We start from the raw sequence: 22351 nt of genomic DNA, 5'->3' as shown, positions 1-22351 counted from the left end.
GTACAATGTAATTTATCTTGTCTGTAAAAAGCAGACAAATGTACTTTATGGAGAGAAATTCCACGTGGCCTTGTGCCTGGAATGGCTGCCCCTTCCCAGACCCTTTCCCGCGTTTTTTATAATCATGGCTGTTTTTTTGTCATCATGTTTGCTGTTTGGAAAGGAGAAGGACCCCTTATGGAAGATCAATCATTCCATCCTTACATACCCGCTGACCGCGTTGCTCCGGAAATGACGGCCGTTTCCGTCTTATTGGGAGCTGTGCTTGCCATTGTCTTTGGCGCCGCCAATGCTTATTTGGGACTCCGTGTAGGCATGACCATCTCAGCTTCGATCCCGGCTGCTGTGCTCAGTATGGGCCTCACTCGGTTCATCCTGAAACGGGATTCCATTTTGGAAAACAATATGGTTCAAACCATTGGCTCAGCTGGTGAATCGGTTGCAGCCGGTGCCATTTTTACTTTGCCTGCTCTTTTCATGTGGGCGCAGGAAGGCCTCGTTGACGCGCCTTCCATGCTTGAAATCGGCCTGATTGCTTTATTTGGCGGTGTCCTTGGAATCTTGTTCATGATTCCCTTGCGCCGCGCCCTGATTGTCAAGGAACATGGCGTCCTTGCCTATCCGGAAGGTCAGGCCTGTGCAGAAGTCCTCATTGCTGGGGAAGAAGGCGGCGCCAAGGCATCCACCGTTTTTGCCGGTCTTGGGATTGCAGCCCTCTATAAGTTCCTTGCCGATGGTCTCAAGTGGTTTCCCAGCGAGGTCCATACGGAAGTCCCCGGATATAAGGGGGCTGGGTTTGGTCTTGATATCCTGCCGGCCTTAGCTGGTGTGGGGTATATTTGCGGCTTCAAGGTTTCCTCCTATATGTTTGCTGGCGGCGTGCTGGCCTGGTTTGTCATTATGCCGATGATCGCCGTATTTGGCGGCAGCGCTGTGCTTTTTCCTGCCAAGGTGACAGTGACGGAACTATTTACCAAGGGCGGTTCCTTTGCCCTGTGGAGCACCTATATCCGTTATATTGGGGCCGGCGCGGTCTTAACGGGCGGCCTCATTGGACTTTTGGAATCGCTGCCCCTCATTATCCGGACCTTCCACGATGCATTAGGTGACTTTGGACAGAACGGGGTATCGAGCAAAGATGCTTGGGATTGATACAATATTGGGAACGGTGTGCATAGTGGAAAAGTCCATATATAGCGGGGGCTTGGCAAACGTCGGCAGAAGGCCGGCATTTTTTATGCTCTGAAATGCAGGTAGAATCAGAAGGTATCGTATAAGTTCTTAGCAACACTGTGGATATGCCATTAACGATAGCAATGGCATCGTTAATGGTATAGAAAGATAATTTGTCGTGCCATCTGATTTGTTTTCTATTGTTTGGTAGTATTGCTATGGATAAGATAAAAAATGTAGTACAATATTATTATCAATGAAAAGTGTGTTATCGTCTGGATGAGGTGATAATTCATGCGGGTTTACAATTATGCATCTTTTGCTAAGGTGTTTTCGAAGGGCATCATCAAGCCTAATATGACTAAAATTGCTAAGATTTTATTTGAGCCAGTCATTAGTCTTGGAGACTGTGTCAATAGACATGGGGAACCATATACTATCGATAATAAGTCGGCAAGCCTTTGGTATAAACAAGAAGCAGACATTCCAGGCAATTTGAAAAAAGCAGCGAATGATGGCCGTGTATATAAGGGAATAGGGAAATATTTTACTGATGAAGTTTTGGACAAAGTCCTTAGTGGGGTTAAGGCCGATGATATGGTGGCTGAGTTGCTAAATCTCATCAAGGAATCAGATTTGTCTGAAATGGAAAAAGGTGATTTAAATAAACTGTATGAGGATGGTGATTTGGGAGGATTTTTAGGTAGAGCGTTCTTGTATGCCATATTGCCAAACAATATGAAAAAGGATGCATCTTATGAGGACTATTCGAAAACAGCCCAGGCAACAGCCGCAGATATTAACCATGAAATAGAAGCTTTCAGGCAGTTTGTTGGGCAATTCAAAAAGCCTGCTCCGCTGTCTCCACCTTTGACTATTGCAACAGAAGAAATGAAATATGTAACAGAGCTATTCCGCGTTTATCAGGAAAAAACAGGAGTGGAATGTAATTGTGTAAAGGATCTCGATTCATGCCCTAATATGAAAAAGAATTTTAACAGACAAAGAAAAGATTACTATTTAGCAGAAACTATTAGGAGGGGACTTCGAGATACCGTAGCACCACAGGAGGAGGAAAACTTTGAGGCAGTAAAAGAAGAAATGTATGAAGGTGTCGTAACGACGGAAGAAAAAGATTATGCTTGTGGCTATGACAGAATGAACGCTGTAATGGAGCATGCGACATTGGTTGAGCTTTCTTCTAATTTACAAACAGTGACTCTGAATTGGATCGGACCAGGGGAAAAGAAAGGAATTTGTCATATGTTGGTCAATGATGAGAAACTCAGTTGGATAGAGGGTGATTAAGCTGCAAAAGGATATTTTCAATACATTCAGTATCTGTAACCAGGGTGAAACAGCAAGAAAAAATAAAGAAGTATTCAATACGGTTTTCGAAATGGAATTAAGAATAATGCTACTGATGAGTTCCGTACCAGAACTGTTTTTTTCGAGTACTCGTATATTGGCATTTGACTTCATCAATTGTTATGCAAAGGTTTTTGGTATAGCTCTTGAGAATCTGCATGGCAATAATGATTTTATGTATGCTGAAATGGCAGGAAGACGTTCGTTGATTACAGAAGCAATCAAGAAGTTAGTACGGCATGGAATATTGAAAGTCAAAAATAATCAGGGATATCAGTATAAAATCACAGACTATGGATTGGAGATATCAAACGGCTTTCATAGTACATATGCAGAGGAATACCGCAGGGTATCAAGGCTTTCCGCGAAAAAATATAGTTGCAAAAATGATGAGGAACTGCTTCAAGAAATTCAGTATCGTCCTATTGCAAACTAAAGGGGTAAATGTTTATGTTTTACATAAAGTGGATTAAGATTACTGCAAATCAAAAAGAATCAAGAATAGACTTTGCTCCGGGTCTGAATATAATTTATGGTCCATCCAATACCGGGAAAAGTATGGTGTTGGATTGTATAGATTATATGATGGGAGCCGGTACTCATCGATTCGATGTCAATTTAAAAGTGGAGAAGATTCAAATAGGAATAGATGTTAATGGGGAAGGCATTTCTATCAGCCGGGATGTTAACACTCAATCTTTCGAAGTAATTAGTCATGTAGACGGTATAGAAACATCTACTTACAAACTAAAGGGCGGGAAAAAGAATCCACCTATTAATGATGTCTGGATGAAGCTTTTTGACATTCCTCTTGATACTAAGATTCTTAAAACGCAGGAAGGAAAACCGCAGGCTTTGACGGTTAGAACGTTTTATCATACTTTCATCATAGATGAGGACCGAATTCATGATAAAGCCAGTGTTCTTAAAGGAAAGCACGGATTAGGAGGAAAGGTAGGAACCCCGACTTTAACAGCATTATTGTACCTAGGAACAGGTAATAACTATCTTCCCAATTTGGCTTTTATTGATCCCAAAATAAAGAATGCAAAAGATGAAGGGGTGCTGAAAATTGTCAATAGAGGTATGGGCTTTTTAGAAAGGCAAAAGTCATCTTTTGATGATGCATTACCTTTACTTCAACCCGTTGAATTGCAGAACAAAATCAATCAAACGATCGATGAAATCGGAGCTGCTAAAGGCATCCTTAAAGAAGCCCTGAACTTATGCCGTGAAATTGGAGAGGAAATCAATAAAGTAATGCGGCAGATTTCGGAAGATGAGGTTTTGATGAATCGGAATCAACTCCTTTTATCACAATATAAGGCGGATATTAAGCGCCTGACCTTTATTGCGGAAGGGAATATGGTTTCGCAAAAAATCAAAACAATAGAAAGGTGCCCTTTCTGCAATGGAGAACTTCCTCATGAACATGAAGATGATTGTATAGGTTCTGCGATAGCAGAAGAGCAAAAAATTGAAATGCAGGTCAGGGATTTGCAATCAGTCCAGGAATCTATACAGGAAGAATATGCTGCTTTGTCAAAGAAAAGAGATATGCTTATTAATCAGAGAAATGAGCAGGAAGAAAAAATACGAGGAGAACTTGAACCTAAAATCCAGCAGTTGAAAAAACAACTTGATGATTTTAAAATTTCATTGAGATTTGCTGAAATGAATACCATGATTGACCAATTTTCAACATTTCTTAAGCAAGAACGTGATGCTATTGAGAATGAAGAAACTGCTGAAATTCATTTGAATGTAAAAGAGAAATTCAAGGAGGTCTTTAAAGAACTCCTTGATACGGAAGTAGACGAACTTTTAAAATACTGTAATTATCAGAACTATTTGGATTCGTATTTTGATATCGATAGCTATGATATTGTCGTTAATGGTCATGAAAAAAAGAGCCAAGGAAAGGGATTCCGAGCTTTTTTGAACACGATACTAGCTGTTGCAATGGAAAATTGTCTGGAAAAGATGGGGCATTATCATCCTACGCTTTTCGTTATAGATTCCCCGATTCTTTCATTAAAAGAAAAAGATTCAAAGAGAGATTCGTATGTTACGGAGCCCATGAAAGAGCATTTATTTAGATATTTTTTGACAAGGGCGGATTCTCCACAAACGATTGTTATTGAAAATGAAATTCCATCTATCGATTATGAAGGTGCAAACCTTATTCACTTTACAAAAAACAAGGGGATAGGGAGATATGGCTTGATTGACGGATATCAAGAATAAACTATTTGTAATAGGCTTCTCACTAAGGTGAGAAGCCTATTTTTTTTTGCCTTTTTTCAGCAAACCATTTTATTCCATTTTATGCCACTTCATGTCAATTACACGATTTTGATTTTGGCATAGACTATAGGCAGGCAAGGGAGAGAGCCCCTGGCCACAAATAAATCGTAGTCCGAATAGCGCTATAAGGGCGGCGGTTGCATAAAGCAGAAAGTACAGCCGATGATTGTACTTTGCTGATCATGCATCCACCGTGTTTTTCTATGCCTATTTGGGCTGTCAGAAAACTGGCGCTGATGCTGTATCAGTGCCAGCTTTTTGTCTCCGCCGTTCTTCTCGGACGGAATGGAGACAAAAATGTACAAAAAACAGACAAGCAATGAGAAACGTTTTTACATTCCTCTGGAACTCACGCCAGAAACCGTCATCACCGAGGCGTACAAGGACTGTGAAGTCCGCTGGTCAAAAATCGGCTGCCGTAAGGTACGTACTGTCCTGATTCCGGCAACTGAAGAACAGTATCGTGAATACATGCGTCCGCTCTGGCGGGAAGATAAGCGCCAGCAGCGGCATGGTGCCGATGAAGTATCGGCGGACAAAGTGCGGGATGACTACGAGGTGGAGGTGCCTGATGACTTCAACCTAGAGGAAGAAGTCGTGAAGGAAGAGTTGCTGGCAGCACTGCGCCATGAACTGGCAGCTCTGCAGGATATCGACCGGACCATCCTGCTGATGATTGCCGATGGTTCTAGCGAAGCGGCGACCGGGAAGGCCGTCGGCTTGAGCCAGAAAGCGGTGAACAAGCGCAAACACAAGCTGTATGCACTCCTGAAGGAACATCTCAAAGACTTCCGTTAAGAAGAAAAAAGACCCGGTCACAAAAAATGTGGCCGGATTTTTTCGGAATCGGTACTTAACGATAACGCGGTTGTCCTATTACTGGTGAAGGGCGAACGAAGAAGCTCTTCAGGAAGGAGGCAGACAGATGATTCACACACAGACACCTGAAAAACTGGCACAGCGGCAAAAGCTGGACCGGGAACTGGCGGCGGTGCTGATGGCCATCAGCGTCACGACCCGCAGTATTGCCAGGAACATCCATCTCTTATCAATGCAAAGACATGTGAAAGGAGTCAATCCGTATGACAAACGATGAACTGCAGAAACTGGCAGCGGCCCTGACCGATTGCGGCAAGGCGCTGCTGAAGATTTCCGAGGCCATGGCGGTGAAAGAAGATAATCCGCCAGATTCAGAAGCAAAATCAAAAAAAGCGGAAAAGCCGCTGGCACTGGAAGATGTCCGCAAAGTCGCTGCCGACAAGGCCCGCAAGGGATTCACGGAAGAAGTCCGCAGCCTTATTCAGAAGTACGGGGCGGACAAGCTCTCCGGCATTGATGCGGCGCAGTACGAAGCCTTCCTGAAGGAACTGGAGGTGATTGGACATGCCGGATAAACACGCGGTGCTGTCCGCATCTTCCTGCTACCGCTGGCTGGCCTGCCCACCATCTGCAAAGGAATGTGCCAAGCTGCCGGATACCTCCAGTGAATTCGCCCGGCAGGGGACGGATGCCCATACGCTCTGTGAATTCAAGGTGAAGACGGCCTTGGGCCAGAAACTGGAAGACCCGACGAAGGGACTCACGTTCTTTGATGAGGAGATGGCGGAATGCACTGATGAATACGCGCAGTTTGTCATGGAATGCCTGGCCACAGCCAAAGCATCCTGCAAGGACCCGCTGATCATGATCGAACAGCGGCTGGACTTTTCCCAGTGGGTGCCAGGCGGGTTTGGAACAGGCGACTGCCTCATCGTAGCCGACGATACCCTGACAGTTATCGATTACAAGCATGGCTTGGGAGTCCTGGTGGATTCCGAGAAGAATCCGCAGATGATGTGCTATGCCCTCGGTGCGCTGAACCTGTTTGATGGCATCTATGATATCCGCCAGGTGTCCATGACGATCTTCCAGCCCCGCCGGGACAACGTCAGCACCTGCACCATGAGCAAGGAAGAACTGCTCCAGTGGGCCGAAACGGTGCTGAAGCCTGCGGCAGAACTGGCGGCGAAAGGTGAGGGCGAATATAAAGCCGGTGACCACTGCCGCTTTTGCAAGATCAAGGCAACCTGCCGCAAGCGGGCCGAGTACAATCTGGAACTGGCCCGGTATGATTTTGCCGTCCCGTCCACGCTGCAGGATGAAGAAATCGAAGCCGTCCTGGAGAGGGCCGATGAACTGGTGAACTGGGCCGGGGATGTCAAGGAATACGCATTGCAGCAAGCCCTTTCCGGCAAGCAGTGGGACGGATGGAAACTGGTCGAAGGCCGGTCGAACCGCCGCTACGTAAGTGAAGAAGCAGTCGCCGCCAAAGTGGAAGAAGCGGGCTTCGACCCATATGAAAAGAAGCTGCTCGGCATCACGGCAATGACAAAACAGCTCGGCAAGAAGCGGTTCGAAGAACTGCTGTCAAATTTAGTCGAAAAGCCGCAGGGAAAACCGGTCCTGGTACCGGAATCGGACAAGCGTCCGGCGATGCATACGGCGGCTGATGATTTTTACGCTGCAAATTAAGGAGGAAACTACTATGTCTAACAACTACGTCAATCCGTGCAAGGTAATCACCGGAGTCAATACGCGCTGGTCTTACGCCAACGTCTGGGAACCGAAGTCCATCAACGGCGGTACGCCGAAATACAGCGTCAGCCTGATCATCCCTAAGTCGGATACAAAGACCGTAGAAAAAATCCGCGCTGCCATCAAGGCTGCTTACGAAGAAGGCGAAAGCAAGCTCAAGGGCAATGGCCGCACTGTACCGGCTCTCGAAGCCATCAAAACGCCGCTCCGTGACGGCGACCTGGAACGCCCGGGCGATGATGCCTATAAAGACAGCTTCTTCGTCAATGCCAACTCGGCGACCAAGCCGGGCATCGTTGATGCTGACTGCCAGCATATCCTGGAACGCTCTGAAGTCTACTCCGGCGTCTATGGCCGTGCGTCCATCAACTTCTATGCCTTCAACAGCAATGGCAACAAGGGCATCGCCTGCGGCCTGAACAACCTGCAGAAAATCCGTGATGGTGAACCCCTTGGCGGCAAGCCGCGTGCAGAAGATGACTTCGCTACGGCTGACGATGATGATTTCCTGGCATAAGGAGGCGTGATTATGGAAACTATGATGAGACTGATTCTGGATGGCCTGTACTGCCTGGTTGCACTGTGCGCCGGAGGATTCTTCGTGGCTATGATCTATACGGATATCAAAAAAGACCAGCGGGATGAAGAAATGGCTCGGCACCGGGATGAACGGGAAGAAGAGTACCACCGCAAGCAGATGGAATCCTTCCGGAAATAAGTAGTAGTGAATAGCGGCGGGGCCTTGTGCCTCGCCGTTTTTTCGAGGTGAAGCGTATGAAAACCATCAGTATCGATATTGAAACATTCAGCGATATCAATCTGGCAAAATGCGGCGTGTACAAATATGCCGAATCGCCAGCCTTTGAAATCCTTCTTTTTGGATATTCGGTGGACGGCGGCAAAGTGCAGGTCGTTGACCTGGCGCAGGGAGAGCGTATCCCTAACGCTATCCTGGATGCCCTGACCGATGAATCCGTTACCAAGTGGGCGTTCAATGCCAGCTTTGAACGGGTCTGCCTGTCGCGCTACCTGTGTGACCTGGGGATGAGCCTGACCCCGTTCCGTGACCATCATCCGCTTTCCCAGGACTGTGCCAGGTTCCTCAATCCGGCAGGATGGAAATGCTCCATGATCTGGTCGGCCTATATGGGCCTGCCCCTTTCCCTGGAAGGCGCAGGAGCCGTGCTGAAGCTGGACAGCCAGAAGATGAAGGAAGGCAAAGACCTGATCCGCTATTTCTGCGTTCCCTGCAAGGAAACCAAATCGAATGGCGGCAGGACAAGAAACCTTCCTCAGCATGCGCTGGACAAATGGACACTGTTCAAGTCCTACAACAAACGGGATGTGGAAGTGGAAATGGCCATCCAGGAGCGGCTGAAGAAGTATCCCGTCCCGGAACCGATATGGGATGAATATCATCTCGACCAGGAAATCAATGACCGGGGCATCGCCATCGACCGGACGCTGGCTGAAAATGCCATCGTCATCGATGCCCGCAGCCGGGACAGCCTGATGGCTATGCTGAAGGAAAAGACGGGCCTGGAGAACCCGAACTCCGTCATCCAGATGATCGGCTGGCTGGAACAGCATGGGATGAAGACGGATTCCTTGGGCAAGAAGCAGGTACAGAAACTGCTGAAGACGGCAGAAGAACCGCTTCGCAGTGTGCTGCTGCTCCGGCAGAAGCTGGCCAAATCATCGGTCCGAAAATACCAGGCCATGGGGATGACGGCTTGTGAGGATGGCCGGGCCAAAGGGATGTTTCAGTTCTATGGGGCCAACCGGACCGGGCGGTTTGCCGGCCGGCACATCCAGCTGCAGAATCTGCCCCAGAATCATCTGCCGGACCTCTCGGAAGCCAGGGAACTGGTACGCCAGGGAAATTATGAAGCCCTGGAACTCCTGTATGATTCCATCCCCGATGTCCTTTCCCAGCTCATTCGCACCGCCTTTGTACCACGGCAGGGGCTGAAGTTTGTGGTATCTGACTTTTCGGCCATTGAAGCCAGGGTGCTTTCGTGGCTGGCAGGAGAAACATGGCGTTCGGATGTCTTTGCCAGGAATGGTGACATTTACTGCGCCTCGGCCAGCTCCATGTTCGGCGTTCCCGTAGAAAAGCATGGCGTCAACGGGCATCTCCGGCAGAAAGGGAAAATCGCAGAACTGGCCCTTGGCTATGGCGGCTCCGTAGGAGCGCTGAAGGCCATGGGCGCCCTGGACATGGGACTTACGGAAAATGAGCTGTATCCTCTGGTGCAGTCCTGGCGGTCGGCCAATCCGCACATCGTCGATTTCTGGTGGCAGGTGGACGCCGCCGTGAAGACAGCCATCAAGGAACGTATCCCCATGCGGACTGGCTGCATCCGCTTTCTGTATCAGAGCGGCATGCTGTTCATACAGCTCCCCAGCGGACGGCGGCTTTCCTACGTAAAGCCCCGGATAGGCGAGAACCGCTTCGGTGGGGAATCCGTCACCTATGAAGGCATCGGCGCAACGAAGAAGTGGAAACGGCTCGAAAGCTATGGCCCGAAGTTCGTGGAGAACATCGTCCAGGGCATCAGCCGTGACATCCTCTGCTACGCTATGCAGACGCTGCGCTGCTGTGCCATTGTGGGCCATGTCCACGATGAACTGATCATCGAGTGCCCAAAAGACACCAGTGTAGCAGCTATCTGTGAGCAGATGGGGCGGACACCTCCCTGGGCAGAGGAGCTTTTGTTACGGGCTGATGGCTACGAATGTGATTTTTATAAAAAAGATTGATTTCCCGGTACTTAACATAGTGATTTCTGTCCTTTCACTATCAGAGGGAATTTCCTCGGATATTTATTTTAAGAAAGGCGGGATTCGCTATGAAGTTTTTGATTCCAGAAGATGAATTTGGCGTGTTTGCTGATCAGAGAGGTGTACCAAGGGTCGACAGCCTGTTTGTTGCAGCGACTTTTGAAAAACAGCATTATAACGTTCTGCGTGATATCGGACGAATCACTGCATCCAATTCTGGATTAAGCCCGGAATTCATTGCACTCAATTTTGAGGGCAATACATATCGTGATGCCAGGGGAAGAAAACTGCCACGTTACCTGCTGACCCGCGATGGGTTCACGATGCTGGTCATGGGCTACACAGGCTCGAAGGCGATGCACTTCAAGGAACTCTATATCCAGCGTTTCAACGAGATGGAGCAGTGCATCCGGTCGCTCCTGTCTGCCCGGCAGGAATTCCCGATGCTGACGGACATGATCTGCCGCCTGCATGAAAGTCCGAAGCCGTACCACTTCAGCAATGAATGTGACATGTTGAACCGCATCGTGCTGGGGATGTCTGCCAAGCAGTTCCGGCTGGCCAACGGCATCGAAAAAGGGCAGAGCATCCGGCCTTATCTGACTGCACAGCAGATTCATGCTCTGGATCGGCTGCAGCACCTGGATTACGGTCTGCTGTATTCCTGCCCGGATTTCCAGCAGCGCAAGCAGATGCTCATGACCTATTACAAAACGGAACTGGAGGGATGAATCATGTTTTACGTAAAAGAACCACTTAAAGATGGTGTCGATGTGACGGTCGAAATCAATGACGAAAACGTTTTCTGCCGCTGCCCGGTCTGTGGCAGGGAAGTACCTGTCAATCTGAAGGATGTCCTGTCAGACAGTGACGCTGACCTGGTGGGAACGGCAGTATTGTGCGATGAATGTGCGGAGGGGTGGATGGAACTGCATGGAAAACAATCCGAAACGTAATGCAGAGTATTATCCGGACCCGACAGCGTATCAGGCAATCAGGAACGTGGAACCCCAAAGGTTACCGTTCATGCCTGTTGTGTACGTGTGTTCGCCCTATGCCGGGGATGTAGAAGAAAATATCCGGAAAGCCTGTGCCTACTGCCGCTATACGGTAGACCAGGGATGTATCCCTCTGGCACCGCATCTGTATCTACCGCAGTTCCTCGATGAAGAATCGGAACGGGAACTGGCACTCTTTATGGATATCGCACTATTGTCCCGCTGCGTCGAACTCTGGGTCTTTGGCGATGTGATTTCGGCGGGAATGGAAAAAGAAATCCAGTACGCCCAAAGAAAAGGAAAAACAATTCGGTATATTAACGAGGTGAAATAAGATGGATTTTACACTTTATAGGTCAGACTTTGCTGGCGTGGAAGCGAATTGCCGCTATCCCAGGCAGCAGAAAATCAGCTGTGCCGAGGACCTGAAGGCGGCAGCCGCCTTCGATCATGTCTGCGTAGCCTTCAAAGATTGTTATCGGAAGCGGGAGAATTTTCTCTCCGCCGACGTCCTGGTCATGGATTGTGACAACACTCACTCGGAGAATCCTGCTGATTGGATTATCATGGAAAAGCTCCTGGCCATGCTGCCAAAAGTCTCGGTGGCCATCGTGCCGTCAAGGAATCACATGAAACCCAAGGACGGCAAGTGTGCCAGACCACGCTTCCATGCCTATTTCGGGATTCCGGATATCATGGATGAACAGCACTATGCAGAACTGAAACGGGCAATCCACCGTGCCTATCCCTTCTTTGATGAAGCGGCTCTCGATGCGGCCCGGTTCATCTATGGCTGCCCTGTCGAGAAAGTATTGTGGCAGGACGGGGAAACGACAATCGACCAGGTACTCAAAGTGGGAGATACCGAGTCACGCAGTATCCCGGCCGGACGCCGGAACAGCACCATGAGCCGTTTTGCCGGCCGCGTCATCAAACGTTACGGGGCGACGGAAAAGGCGTACCAGATTTTCCTCGACGAAGCGGAAAAGTGCGACCCGCCGCTTCCCGACACCGAGCTGAACACTATCTGGGGCAGTGCCGTACGGTTCGGCAAGCGCATCGCAAAGCAGGAAGGTTACGTCAGCCCGGATGAATACAACAACGATTTCGGCACCCGGGACTCCTTGCGGCCGGAGGATTATTCGGATATCGGCCAGGCCAAGGTCATCGCCAGAGAATACGGCGACGAGCTGCGCTACACCGACAGCACGGATTTCATCCGCTACGATGGCATCTGCTGGGAAGAATCGCGGCAGGCAGCGGTCGGTGCAGCGGAAGAATTCCTGGATTTGCAACTGGCTGATGCTAATGAACAGTCCGAGCAGGCACTCAAGGAATTAGCAGGGACAGGGATTTCGGAAGATATCATCCGTAAGGGCGGACGGAACCTGGAGAAGATGATCGAGGAAAAGCAAACCAAAGCCTACGCCGCCTACCTTGCCGCAGAAGCGTACCGGAAGTTTGTCCTGAAACGCCGCGATATGCGCTATATCCTGTCGGCCTTGCAGGCATTGAAACCCATGGTCCAGATGCCTATCCAGGCACTGGATGCAGATGAATTCCTGCTGAACACCCCGTCTTATACATATGATTTGCGGAAAGGGATGCGGGGACGGCAGGAACACCGAGCGACGGACTTCATCACGAAATGTACCTCTGTAGACCCGGGCATCGAAGGGAAAGCTATTTGGGAACAGGCCGTCCGGCAGTTCTTTACCGGCGATACGGCGCTCATCGACTACGCCCAGGAAATCAGCGGTCTCATGGCTATCGGCAAAGTCTATGTAGAAGCCCTGGTCATCGCGTACGGCGACGGCCGCAACGGCAAGTCGACCTACTGGAATTCCCTGGCCCGCGTCCTTGGCAGCTACTGCGGCGGCATCTCTGCCGATGCCCTGACGGCAGGCTGCAAGCGGAACGTCCGTCCGGAAATGGCGGAGCTGAAGGGGAAGCGCATGATCATTGCCGCCGAAATGGAAGAAGGCGTCCGGCTTTCTACGTCCATCCTGAAACAGCTCTGCTCAACGGATGAAGTGAGCGGCGAAAAGAAGTATAAGGATCCTTTTAAGTTCGTACCGACACACACGCTGGTTCTCTACACGAACCACCTGCCCAGGGTGGGTGCCAATGACGAAGGGACATGGCGGCGTCTTATCGTCATGCCCTTCAAGGCCCAGTTCGAAGGGAAGAGCGACATCAAGAACTACGCAGACTACCTGGTGGAGAAAGCCGGTCCTGCCATCCTGCAGTGGATTATCGAAGGGGCGGAGAGGGTCATTGCCAAGAACTATCACCTGGATACGCCTGATTGCGTCGCATCTGCCATCAATGAATACCGCGGGCAGAATGACTGGCTTCGGCATTTCCTGGATGACTGCTGTGAAGAAGATGTCTCTTTCAGCGAGAAGTCCGGGGAACTTTATACGGCCTATCGGCTGTACTGCCAGCAGATGAACGAGTATACCCGCAGTACGACGGATTTTTACGGAGCATTAGAGAAAACTGGGTTTGACAGGCGTAAGCGGAAAGCTGGGTATTTCATTTATGGGCTGAAGCTGAAAGTCACAGATTTCCTGTAAGAAAAAGGGAAGGGTGCAGGTCGGTGCAGGTCAATATATAAACCCCCTTTAGGGCTGAAAAATAGAAAAAATGTCTTTAAGGGAAGTTTATGAAACGACCTTCACCGACCTGCACCCCTATAAAAAAGAGGTGAGTAATATGCGAGAAAAAGTAATCGAACACCACCTGGTGATGGAAACGGAGAAGGCTGGCGGTAAGGCAGTGAAGCTTGTTTCGCCATCATTTGCAGGTATGCCGGACCGCTTGATTCTATTGGCTGATGGGAAGATGGGCTTTGTGGAAGTAAAGGCGCCGGGGCAGAAGCCAAGGCCGCTGCAGCTGAAGCGCCATGCCATGTTGCGACGGCTGGGCTACCAGGTATTCGTCCTGGATGCCATGGAGGATATTCCCGCAGTCCTGAAGGCTATCGCCCACATGCCTGATGGGAAAGGGGGCGGAGGTGCATGAAGTTCATGCCGCATGATTATCAGAAATACGCCATCGAATACATCAAGTCCCATCCCATTACAGCCCTGTTCCTAGACATGGGCCTTGGCAAGACGGTGACAACGCTGACGGCCATCCGTGACCTCATGTATGATGCCTTTGAAGTTAAGCGGGTGCTGGTGATAGCTCCGCTGCGGGTGGCGAGAGACACCTGGCCGGATGAACTCAGGAAGTGGGATCACCTGAAAGAGCTGACCTGCAGTGTGGTCGTGGGAACCGTGGCAGAACGGCGGCGGGCTTTGCAGCAGGATGCGGATATCTATATCGTGAACCGCGAGAACCTGGCCTGGCTCTATGAGAACAGCCGCCTGGATTTCGATATGGTCGTCCTGGACGAGCTGTCGAGTTTCAAGAACCACCAGTCGAAGCGGTTCCGTGCCATGAAGGCCATGCGGCCGAAGGTGAAACGCATCGTAGGGCTGACGGGGACACCAACCGGGAACGGCTTGATGGATCTCTGGGCCGAGTTCCGTATCCTGGATATGGGGGAGCGGCTGGGAAGATATATCAGCCAGTACCGTAACTTATACTTCAAGCCGGATAAGCGCAACGGCATGGTGGTGTATTCCTACAAGCCCCTGCCGGGAGCGGAAGAAGCCATCTATCACCAGATTTCCGACATCACCGTGTCCATGAAGGCAACAGATTATCTGGAGATGCCGGAACTGGTGAGCGTAGCGAAAGAGGTCTGCTTGAGTGAAACGGAAAAGAAACGGTACGATGAGCTGAAGAAGTCCCTGGTACTGGAGCTTCCAGGCGGCGAGGTCACCTCTGCTAATGCCGCATCGCTTACCCTGAAGCTTTCGCAGATGGCGAATGGCGCGATTTATACCGATGGTAAGGATGTGGCGGCCATCCATGACCAGAAGCTGGATGCCCTGGACGACCTGGTGGAAAGTGCCAACGGCAAGCCAGTCCTGGTGGCGTACTGGTTCAAGCACGATAAGGACCGCATCCGAGAGCGGATGGAAGCCAGGGAACTGAGAGGGCCGCAGGATTTCGCCGACTGGAACGCGGGAAAGATACCTGTGGCCCTCATCCATCCAGCTTCTGCCGGACACGGCCTGAACCTGCAGCAGGGCGGTTCCATCCTGATCTGGTTTGGCCTGACCTGGAGCCTGGAGCTGTACCAGCAGACCAACGCCCGGCTCTGGCGGCAGGGGCAGGCGGATAAGACTGTCATCATACAGCACATCGTAGCCAAGGACACGATTGATGAACGCATCCTGAACGTCTTGAAACACAAAGACGGAACCCAGGCCGCACTGATTGAAGCCGTAAAGGCTGACCTGGGCATGACGGAAACAGAAAATGGGGGTATACTATGAAACAGGAAACAGAAGGAGAAGAAAAGCGTATGGAAGCCAAGGCGTACCTGGAACAGGCACGGAACATCAACATACAGATAGACAGCAAGCTGGAGCAGGTATCGTCTTTGCGGCAGCTGGCTATCAAGGCGTCATCGACACTCAGCCCGGTGCCGCCAAGCGGGACACCCAATCCGCACCGTCTGGAAGAAACCATCGCCCGTATGATGGATATGGAACAGGAAGTGGATGAAGCTATCGACGTCCTGGTCGAACTCAAGGCAGACATCATGAAGGCTGTCAGCCGAGTGCCAGATGCCCGGGAACGGGTCGTCTTGGAACTCCGCTACTTGGCCTTTAAAGACTGGGCATCCATTGCCGATACTCTCGGACTTCATATCCGCCAGGTGTACCGGCTGCATGACGAAGCCCTGAAACACATCGAGATTTATGGCGAATGTCACTGAATGTCACTAAAGCAGCACTTGATGTCACAGGCTTCTGTAAGATATACTATAATCAGCAAGAAAAGAATGAAGGATCGAGGTTTGAATGCCATCGGTCCTTTTTTGATGCCGGAGATGATGTAAATGCCCAGAAGACCGAATACGCCTTGCAAATATCCGGGCTGCCCCAGGCTGGTGCCGTATGGAAGAAAATATTGTGAGGAACATGAACGGCAGTGCCAGGGCGACCGGGCCAGTGCAGAGACACGTGGTTACGGATGGGAGTGGCAGAAGGCTAGGAAGTTTTTCCTGAAACGTCATCCCTGGTGCATCCGCTGCAAAGCAAAAGGCCGTCTCGTCCCGGCAACGGTCGTTGACCATATCAAACCGCATCGCGGTGATGAGAAACTGTTCTGGGACGAAACGAACTGGCAGCCCCTTTGCAAGAGCTGTCATGACCATAAGACGATGACCGAAGACCGGAACATCGAGTACAAGTACTGAATCCGTCCGTAGGGCGGGGGGATGCAAATCTCTGTGACCCTTCCGTCCATGACCGCCGCCCCCTCAAACGTGAAAAAACGCGAAATTCGTAAGGGGGGATACCCGGCATCTAAAATCGAATCATCTGCTCCAGGCTATTTGGCCCGGGGCTTTTTTGTTGTGTGAAAGGAGCCTGTCATGAACGACTGCCAGCGCCGGCAGATAGAAGACATGCGGAAGCAGGGGATGGGCTACAAGGCCATCGCCAGAAAGACCAAGCTGTCACGGGACAGCGTACGGAATTATTGCAGGTGGCACCACCTTGCCGGTTACGGCAGAGCAGTAGCGGCCACCTTCAGAGAGGAGCGAGCGTGTGAAGACATCGGATATGGAATGGAAGATGCTGCCCATCGGCCAGCTGAAGCCTGCGGCATATAACCCCAGGAAGCAGTTGAAGCCTGGCGACAAGGAATACGAGAAAATCAAGAAGTCCATTCAGGAGTTTGGCTATGTGGAACCCATCATCGTCAATTACGACATGACGGTCATCGGCGGGCATCAGCGTCTGACCGTACTGAAGAATCTGGGCTACGAAGAAGTCCAGTGTGTCGTTGTCCATATCGAGGATGAGCATAAGGTCAAGGCGCTCAACATCGCCCTCAACAAGATCACAGGTGCCTGGAACGAACAGCTCCTGGCCGACCTCATCGTCGATTTGCAGAGCGTCGACTTCAACGTCGACCTGACGGGCTTTGAAGCACCGGAAGTCGAGCAGCTCTTCTCGAAAGTGTACAACAAGAAAATCAAGGAAGATGACTTTGATGTCGACGGTGAACTGGCAAAGCCGACCGTCGCCCGGGCGGGAGATATCTGGTTCCTGGGTGACCACCGCGTCATCTGTGGCGATGCGACGCTGCCGGAAACCTATGAACGGCTGATGGCGGGGAAGAAGGCCAACATGGTGCTGACGGATCCGCCGTATAACGTCGATGTGGAAGAAACAGCCGGCAAGATCAAGAACGATAACATGCCGGATGATAAGTTCTACCAGTTCCTTTTCGCGGCCTTCGTCAATATGGAACAGAACATGGAGCAGGATGCTTCCATCTATGTGTTCCACGCAGATACTCAGGGGCTGAACTTCCGCAAGGCATTCAAGGACGCGGGCTTCTACCTGTCTGGCTGCTGCATCTGGAAGAAGAACGCCCTGGTACTGGGCCGAAGCCCGTACCAATGGCAGCATGAACCGTGTCTTTTTGGCTGGAAGCTGAATGGCAGGCATCAATGGTATTCTGATCGCAAGCAGACGACCATCTGGGAATACGACCGGCCGAAAGCCAGCAAGGAACATCCGACTATGAAGCCTGTAGCTCTCATGGCCTATCCTATACAGAATTCCTCTATGAGCCACTGCATCATCCTGGACCCGTTCCTCGGTTCCGGTTCTACGCTCATGGCCTGCCAGCAGACGGGCCGCATCTGTTACGGCATCGAGTTGGACGAGAAGTTCGTCGACGTCATCGTCAGGCGCTACATCAGTGAATATGGGGACGCGGGTGTGTTTATCCTGCGCGGGGATGAGAAAATCCCGTATGCGGAGGTGGCAGATGATGGAACAGATTAAGCTGGGCAGCCTGTTCTCCGGGAGCGGTGGCTTTGAACTGGGCGCCATCCTGGCGGGCATCCGTCCTGTATGGAACTCGGAAATCGAGCCGTTCCCCATCCGCGTGACGACGAGACGGCTGCCATCTGTGAAGCATTACGGTGATGTGAGTGCTGTAAACGGCGCACAAATCGAGCCGGTAGACATCATTACCTTCGGCAGTCCCTGCCAGGATATGTCGATTGCCGGAAAAAGGGACGGCCTTGGCGGTTCGCAGTCCTCGCTGTTCTATCAGGCAGTGCGCATCGTGAAGGAAATGAGGGAAGCAACGAATGGACAATATCCAAGATATATCGTATGGGAGAATGTCCCTGGGGCTTTCTCCAGTAACAAGGGAGAGGACTTCCGGACGGTCCTTGAAGGAATCTGCCGCATCAAAGACTCTGCGGTTTCAGTGGCTGGCTGTGCCAGATGGCAGCCTGCGGGATGCATCCTGGGAAACGGGTACTCTGTGGCCTGGCGCGTCCTCGATGCCCAATACTGGGGCGTCCCCCAGCGAAGAAAGCGCATCTACCTTGTCGCAGATTTTGATGGACAAAGTGCCGGAAAGGTTCTATTTGAGTCCGAGGGCCTGTCAGGGTATTCTGCGCAAGGCTTCCGAGCATGGCAGGGTGCTGCCGGACGTCTTGCGCCTGGCCCTGGAACGGCAGGCACAATCTGCCTGAATGACCAGGGCGGCATCCGAATGGATGTGACGGAAGAGCGGACGAACACCTTGCGGGCAGAAGCCCATCATCCTCCGGTCATCGTCAATCTGCCGGGTCCGGTGTTTGAGAACCATGGAGCCGATGCCCGGTACAAGGGGCCGCTCTCTGTGAACCCATCACTCACGGCGCGGTACGGGACGGGCGGCAACAACCAGCCGCTGGTCCTGCAGGGCGGGGGCAACAGGGAAAAGAAAACCTATGATGTACGGCAGACCTCGGACGGCACCCGCAATATGCGGAACCATATCTATGAGAGCGATACCTGCCGGACCGTCGACCGTTCGGGAAATGTACCGGGGAGCAACCAGGGCGGCATCGCTGTGGTGGAGCTGACCTATAGTGCCAGCAAGAATTCCCACTTCACACGGGCGGCGAAGGAAATGGCCAGTTCCCTGGTAGCTACGGATTATAAAGATCCGCCGCTCATCAACAGCCATGCTCGTGTCCGCCGCCTGATGCCGGCAGAATGTGCAAGGCTCCAGGGATTCCCGGACTGGTGGTGCAGCCATCTGGAAACAGGGAACCCGTCTGAAGAAGACATCCGCTTCTGGAGCGATGTCTTTGAGACCCATCGGAAAGCCCTGGGGAAAAAGACAAAGCCCAAGACCCGGAACCAGATTATCAAATGGCTGAAGGAACCGTACCGGGATTCTGCGGAATACAAGATGTGGGGCAACGGTGTCGCCCTTCCCTGCGTGTATTTCGTCTTGGCCGGCATTGCCTGCTTCTTTGAGAAAAAGATGCAAAAATGATTTGCTATTATCGGCGTTCAGAGTGATATATGTACTAGCAAAACAAGGAGGTACATAGACCATGACAATCCAGACGAACCTGAACGACCGAAAGGAACTGGCCAGACAGCTGATCCCCTTCAACCATAACGAAAAGCTCCGCTATACGGGGACGCCGGCCTTTGCCTACGAAGGGCGGGGGTTCCGCATCCTTCGCAGCGGCGATATCGAATGCGATGATGAAAAGACAGAAGCCGCCATCACGGCTTTCCTGCAGGAAGCAGGCATCCTTCCGCAGCCGGAACCGGCAGAAGGAACGGAACCCGAAATGCCGCAAGAGCCGCTGGAGCAGGATGAAACGCCAGGATCGGACGCACTGCCGCATCCGGACAGGATGGAAATCAAGGTTCCCATTGATGGCATGGACGGTGCGCAGCTCCGCAACCTGGTCTTCATGCTCCACGCCCAGCAGTATCTGCTGAACCGGGCGGCAGGACATGAAAACATCCATGTGCCGGACAGGTTGGTGGAAGACTTGAAAGAAGAACCTGGTACCGACCAGACTTCCTTCTTTGCCATCTATCAGAACTATCGCAAGGAAGGGCGGGGCTTCTGGATTGCGGCAGATACGGTGACATTCTGCATTGCCGTAACCGGCAATGCCGTGAAGAACCGCGCCCTGATTGAACTGGCGGCCTTCATGGTCAGCGCAGCGAAAAAAGCGAAACGGGTTCAGGCTGACACACGGAAGCCTGAAAACGAGAAATACTACCTGCGGATGTGGCTCCTGCGCATCGGCATGGGGACCAAGGCCAGCCACGAATCGCGCATGGCCCTGCTGAAAGGCCTGAAGGGATGGAGTGCCTTCCGCACGGAAGAAGAAGCCAAGGCTCATGCCAGAAAGCAGAAAGAACGCCGGCATCAGAACCCATAAATTCTCAATTTAATTCATAATTATTCTCAAAATGACTTGCTATTGTGTGCCTTTAGAGTGATATATAGTGTACCAAAAGAACACACGCACACATAGAAAGGACAGAGAGAATTATGAAAACACTGCACTTTGGCATCGAAATGGAAATGACAGGGATTACGAGAAGCCGGGCCGCCAGCCTCATGGCCCGCTTCTTCGGGGCGGAAAGTCGGCACGAAGGCGGAGCCTACGATACCTACACCGCAAGGGATGAACAGGGACGGAAATGGAAAGCCATGAACGACTCCAGCCTGGTTCCACAGAAGAAGGTGAACGGAAACATTACAGATGCTTCCAGCTTCTACCGCACGGAAGTGGTCAGTCCCATTCTTTCCTACGAAGACATCCCGAAGCTGCAGGAACTGGTGCGGATGCTACGCAAGGCCGGGGCCTTTGCCAATAAGTCCTGCGGCATCCACATCCATGTCGGGGCCGAACGCTTCACGGCAAAGACCCTACGGAACCTGGTGAACATTATGGCGAGCAAGGAAGACATGATTTACCGCGCCCTCCAGATCAACCCCTCGCGGGAAAGCCGATACTGCCGGAAAACGAACACCACCTTCCTGAAGAACCTCAACCGGAAAAAGCCGGACACGATGGACGGCATCGCCGACCTCTGGTATCAGGAAGCCCCTTACGGACGGAACCATCATTACAACAGCACCCGCTACCACGGGCTGAACCTGCATGCCACCTTCACCAAAGGGACCGTCGAGTTCCGGCTTTTCAACGGGACACTCCACGCTGGGGAAATCAAGGCATACATTCAGTTCTGCCTGGCCGTCGCTCATCAGGCCCTGGCCCAGAAGAAAGCCTCGGCCCGGAAGACCGAAACGGACAATGAGAAATACGCTTTCCGGTGCTGGATGCTCCGGCTCGGACTCATCGGTGACGAGTTCAAGACCTGCCGGCTCCACTTCCTGAAACACCTCACGGGCAATTCCGCATGGCGCAATGCCGCCGCTTGAAGGGGATAGCCTTACGGGCAGCTTCGGCTGCCCTTGGGGTGGTAGAAGGGCAATCCCTTCAGAAAGGATGAGAGCGATGAAACAAAGAATCTACATTGCCTACGGCAGCAACATGAGTGAAGTACAGATGGCAAGACGGTGTCCTGACGCCGTTCTTTCAGGGACGGGCCGAATCCGGGGCTATGAACTCCTCTTCAAAGGTTCTCTGACAGGATGTTACGCCACCATCGAGAAGAAGGCGGATGCTTTCGTGCCGGTTGTTTTCTGGCGCATTTCTCCGGCGGATGAACGGCGGCTCGATGCCTATGAAGGCTTCCCGCGGTTCTATTATAAAAAAGAAGTGGATGTGGAAACAGATGATGGCATCATCAGCGGTCTTGTGTACATCATGCACGAAGACCGGCGGTTCGGTATTCCGGAGAACTGGTATTATCAGAACATGGAGCGGGATTACCGCAGGTTCGGTTTCGACCTGTCTATCCTGCGGGCCGGCCTGCGGCACAGCCGGGAACGGATGGAAGGAACGCGGCTCCGGCTTATCGCCATGGATGACAGGCAGGCTCCGCCCAAGGGAACTGAAGGCACCGTCCAGTTCGTCGATGATGCCGGGACCATCCATGTACAGTGGGATACGGGCAGCAGTCTCGGGCTGATACCCGGAGCTGATGAATGGGAAGTCATCGAATAAGATGCATAAATATCGGATAGGCAGTCAGCGTCGAACTGTTCGAAGACAATGGCCACGCCATCGAATGGGTCATGAAGAATTAAAAAAGAGAACCCGAGGGGACCGCAGATGC

23 protein-coding genes and 1 pseudogene are annotated in these 22351 nt (G+C 51.4%); all 24 read left to right on the top strand.

The annotated features are described in order from the left end of the window. Window positions 1–177: 177 nt before the first annotated feature. A pseudogene (locus QZQ08_RS01995) lies at window positions 178–1119 on the top strand (OPT family oligopeptide transporter); the annotation flags it as partial. A gap of 348 nt (window positions 1120–1467) precedes the next feature. Next, a complete protein-coding gene (locus QZQ08_RS01990) occupies window positions 1468–2481 on the top strand; it encodes an ABC-three component system protein (protein ID WP_296327078.1) in 1014 nt (337 codons plus the stop codon). Beyond that, window positions 2474–2977 (top strand): ABC-three component system middle component 2, encoded by a 504-nt coding sequence (locus tag QZQ08_RS01985; protein WP_081464560.1) that lies wholly within the window; start codon window positions 2474–2476, stop codon window positions 2975–2977. Before QZQ08_RS01990 ends, QZQ08_RS01985 begins: the two co-directional genes overlap by 8 nt. 14 nt (window positions 2978–2991) lie before the next feature. Further along, on the top strand, window positions 2992–4788 hold the full coding sequence (locus tag QZQ08_RS01980) for a hypothetical protein (protein WP_296327075.1): 1797 nt from the start codon (window positions 2992–2994) through the stop codon (window positions 4786–4788). A gap of 357 nt (window positions 4789–5145) precedes the next feature. Beyond that, window positions 5146–5646 carry a hypothetical protein gene (locus QZQ08_RS01975; RefSeq protein WP_296327073.1) on the top strand — a complete coding sequence of 167 codons (501 nt, stop codon included), beginning with the start codon at window positions 5146–5148 and terminating at the stop codon, window positions 5644–5646. A 127-nt stretch (window positions 5647–5773) separates the two neighbouring features. Next, window positions 5774–5944 (top strand): hypothetical protein, encoded by a 171-nt coding sequence (locus QZQ08_RS01970; RefSeq protein ID WP_247239649.1) that lies wholly within the window; start codon window positions 5774–5776, stop codon window positions 5942–5944. Continuing rightward, the gene (locus QZQ08_RS01965; RefSeq protein WP_296327069.1) at window positions 5931–6242 is read left to right on the top strand and encodes an rRNA biogenesis protein rrp5; all 312 of its coding nucleotides are present in this window, start codon (window positions 5931–5933) and stop codon (window positions 6240–6242) included. Before QZQ08_RS01970 ends, QZQ08_RS01965 begins: the two co-directional genes overlap by 14 nt. Further along, the gene (locus tag QZQ08_RS01960; protein ID WP_296327066.1) at window positions 6232–7359 is read left to right on the top strand and encodes a DUF2800 domain-containing protein; all 1128 of its coding nucleotides are present in this window, start codon (window positions 6232–6234) and stop codon (window positions 7357–7359) included. The genes QZQ08_RS01965 and QZQ08_RS01960 overlap by 11 nt, the downstream gene beginning before the upstream one ends. A gap of 13 nt (window positions 7360–7372) precedes the next feature. Then, window positions 7373–7939 (top strand): DUF2815 family protein, encoded by a 567-nt coding sequence (locus tag QZQ08_RS01955; RefSeq protein ID WP_014128598.1) that lies wholly within the window; start codon window positions 7373–7375, stop codon window positions 7937–7939. 12 nt (window positions 7940–7951) lie between these two features. Further along, entirely contained in the window at window positions 7952–8140 is a 189-nt protein-coding gene (locus tag QZQ08_RS01950; RefSeq protein WP_021840390.1) for a hypothetical protein, read from the top strand. A 56-nt stretch (window positions 8141–8196) separates the two neighbouring features. Then, a complete protein-coding gene (locus QZQ08_RS01945; protein WP_296327063.1) occupies window positions 8197–10185 on the top strand; it encodes a DNA polymerase in 1989 nt (662 codons plus the stop codon). Between the two features lie 89 nt (window positions 10186–10274). Then, on the top strand, window positions 10275–10937 hold the full coding sequence (locus QZQ08_RS01940) for a Rha family transcriptional regulator (RefSeq protein ID WP_296327062.1): 663 nt from the start codon (window positions 10275–10277) through the stop codon (window positions 10935–10937). Window positions 10938–10940: 3 nt separating this feature from the next. Continuing rightward, window positions 10941–11162, top strand: a complete 222-nt coding sequence (locus QZQ08_RS01935) for a hypothetical protein (RefSeq protein WP_021840393.1) — start codon at window positions 10941–10943, stop codon at window positions 11160–11162. After that, window positions 11140–11538 carry a DUF4406 domain-containing protein gene (locus QZQ08_RS01930; protein ID WP_296327060.1) on the top strand — a complete coding sequence of 133 codons (399 nt, stop codon included), beginning with the start codon at window positions 11140–11142 and terminating at the stop codon, window positions 11536–11538. The genes QZQ08_RS01935 and QZQ08_RS01930 overlap by 23 nt, the downstream gene beginning before the upstream one ends. A gap of 1 nt (window position 11539) precedes the next feature. Then, window positions 11540–13783 (top strand): phage/plasmid primase, P4 family, encoded by a 2244-nt coding sequence (locus QZQ08_RS01925; RefSeq protein ID WP_296327058.1) that lies wholly within the window; start codon window positions 11540–11542, stop codon window positions 13781–13783. A 70-nt stretch (window positions 13784–13853) separates the two neighbouring features. Further along, window positions 13854–14231, top strand: coding sequence for a VRR-NUC domain-containing protein (locus QZQ08_RS01920; protein WP_269146155.1), 378 nt, complete (start codon window positions 13854–13856; stop codon window positions 14229–14231). Beyond that, a complete protein-coding gene (locus tag QZQ08_RS01915; protein WP_296327057.1) occupies window positions 14228–15598 on the top strand; it encodes a DEAD/DEAH box helicase in 1371 nt (456 codons plus the stop codon). Before QZQ08_RS01920 ends, QZQ08_RS01915 begins: the two co-directional genes overlap by 4 nt. Further along, on the top strand, window positions 15595–16044 hold the full coding sequence (locus tag QZQ08_RS01910; RefSeq protein WP_296327055.1) for a hypothetical protein: 450 nt from the start codon (window positions 15595–15597) through the stop codon (window positions 16042–16044). Before QZQ08_RS01915 ends, QZQ08_RS01910 begins: the two co-directional genes overlap by 4 nt. A 123-nt stretch (window positions 16045–16167) precedes the next feature. Beyond that, window positions 16168–16527, top strand: a complete 360-nt coding sequence (locus QZQ08_RS01905; RefSeq protein ID WP_127007634.1) for an HNH endonuclease — start codon at window positions 16168–16170, stop codon at window positions 16525–16527. 367 nt (window positions 16528–16894) lie between these two features. Next, a complete protein-coding gene (locus QZQ08_RS01900; RefSeq protein ID WP_349678353.1) occupies window positions 16895–18130 on the top strand; it encodes a site-specific DNA-methyltransferase in 1236 nt (411 codons plus the stop codon). After that, a complete protein-coding gene (locus tag QZQ08_RS01895) occupies window positions 18117–19628 on the top strand; it encodes a DNA cytosine methyltransferase (protein WP_366140863.1) in 1512 nt (503 codons plus the stop codon). Before QZQ08_RS01900 ends, QZQ08_RS01895 begins: the two co-directional genes overlap by 14 nt. A 61-nt stretch (window positions 19629–19689) precedes the next feature. Continuing rightward, window positions 19690–20541: a hypothetical protein gene (locus QZQ08_RS01890; protein WP_296327050.1), complete on the top strand. Its 852-nt coding sequence runs from the start codon at window positions 19690–19692 to the stop codon at window positions 20539–20541. 113 nt (window positions 20542–20654) lie between these two features. Beyond that, a complete protein-coding gene (locus QZQ08_RS01885; protein ID WP_296327048.1) occupies window positions 20655–21551 on the top strand; it encodes an amidoligase family protein in 897 nt (298 codons plus the stop codon). A 76-nt stretch (window positions 21552–21627) separates the two neighbouring features. After that, entirely contained in the window at window positions 21628–22239 is a 612-nt protein-coding gene (locus tag QZQ08_RS01880; RefSeq protein WP_296327046.1) for a DUF4314 domain-containing protein, read from the top strand. The last annotated feature ends 112 nt before the right edge of the window (window positions 22240–22351 follow it).

It is taken from the genome of uncultured Acidaminococcus sp., assembly GCA_900538365.1.
In the GTDB taxonomy this organism is placed as follows: domain Bacteria; phylum Bacillota; class Negativicutes; order Acidaminococcales; family Acidaminococcaceae; genus Acidaminococcus.
The sequence above is the reverse complement of the archived record's forward strand: the minus strand, read 5'-3'. Positions and strand labels throughout refer to the sequence as shown.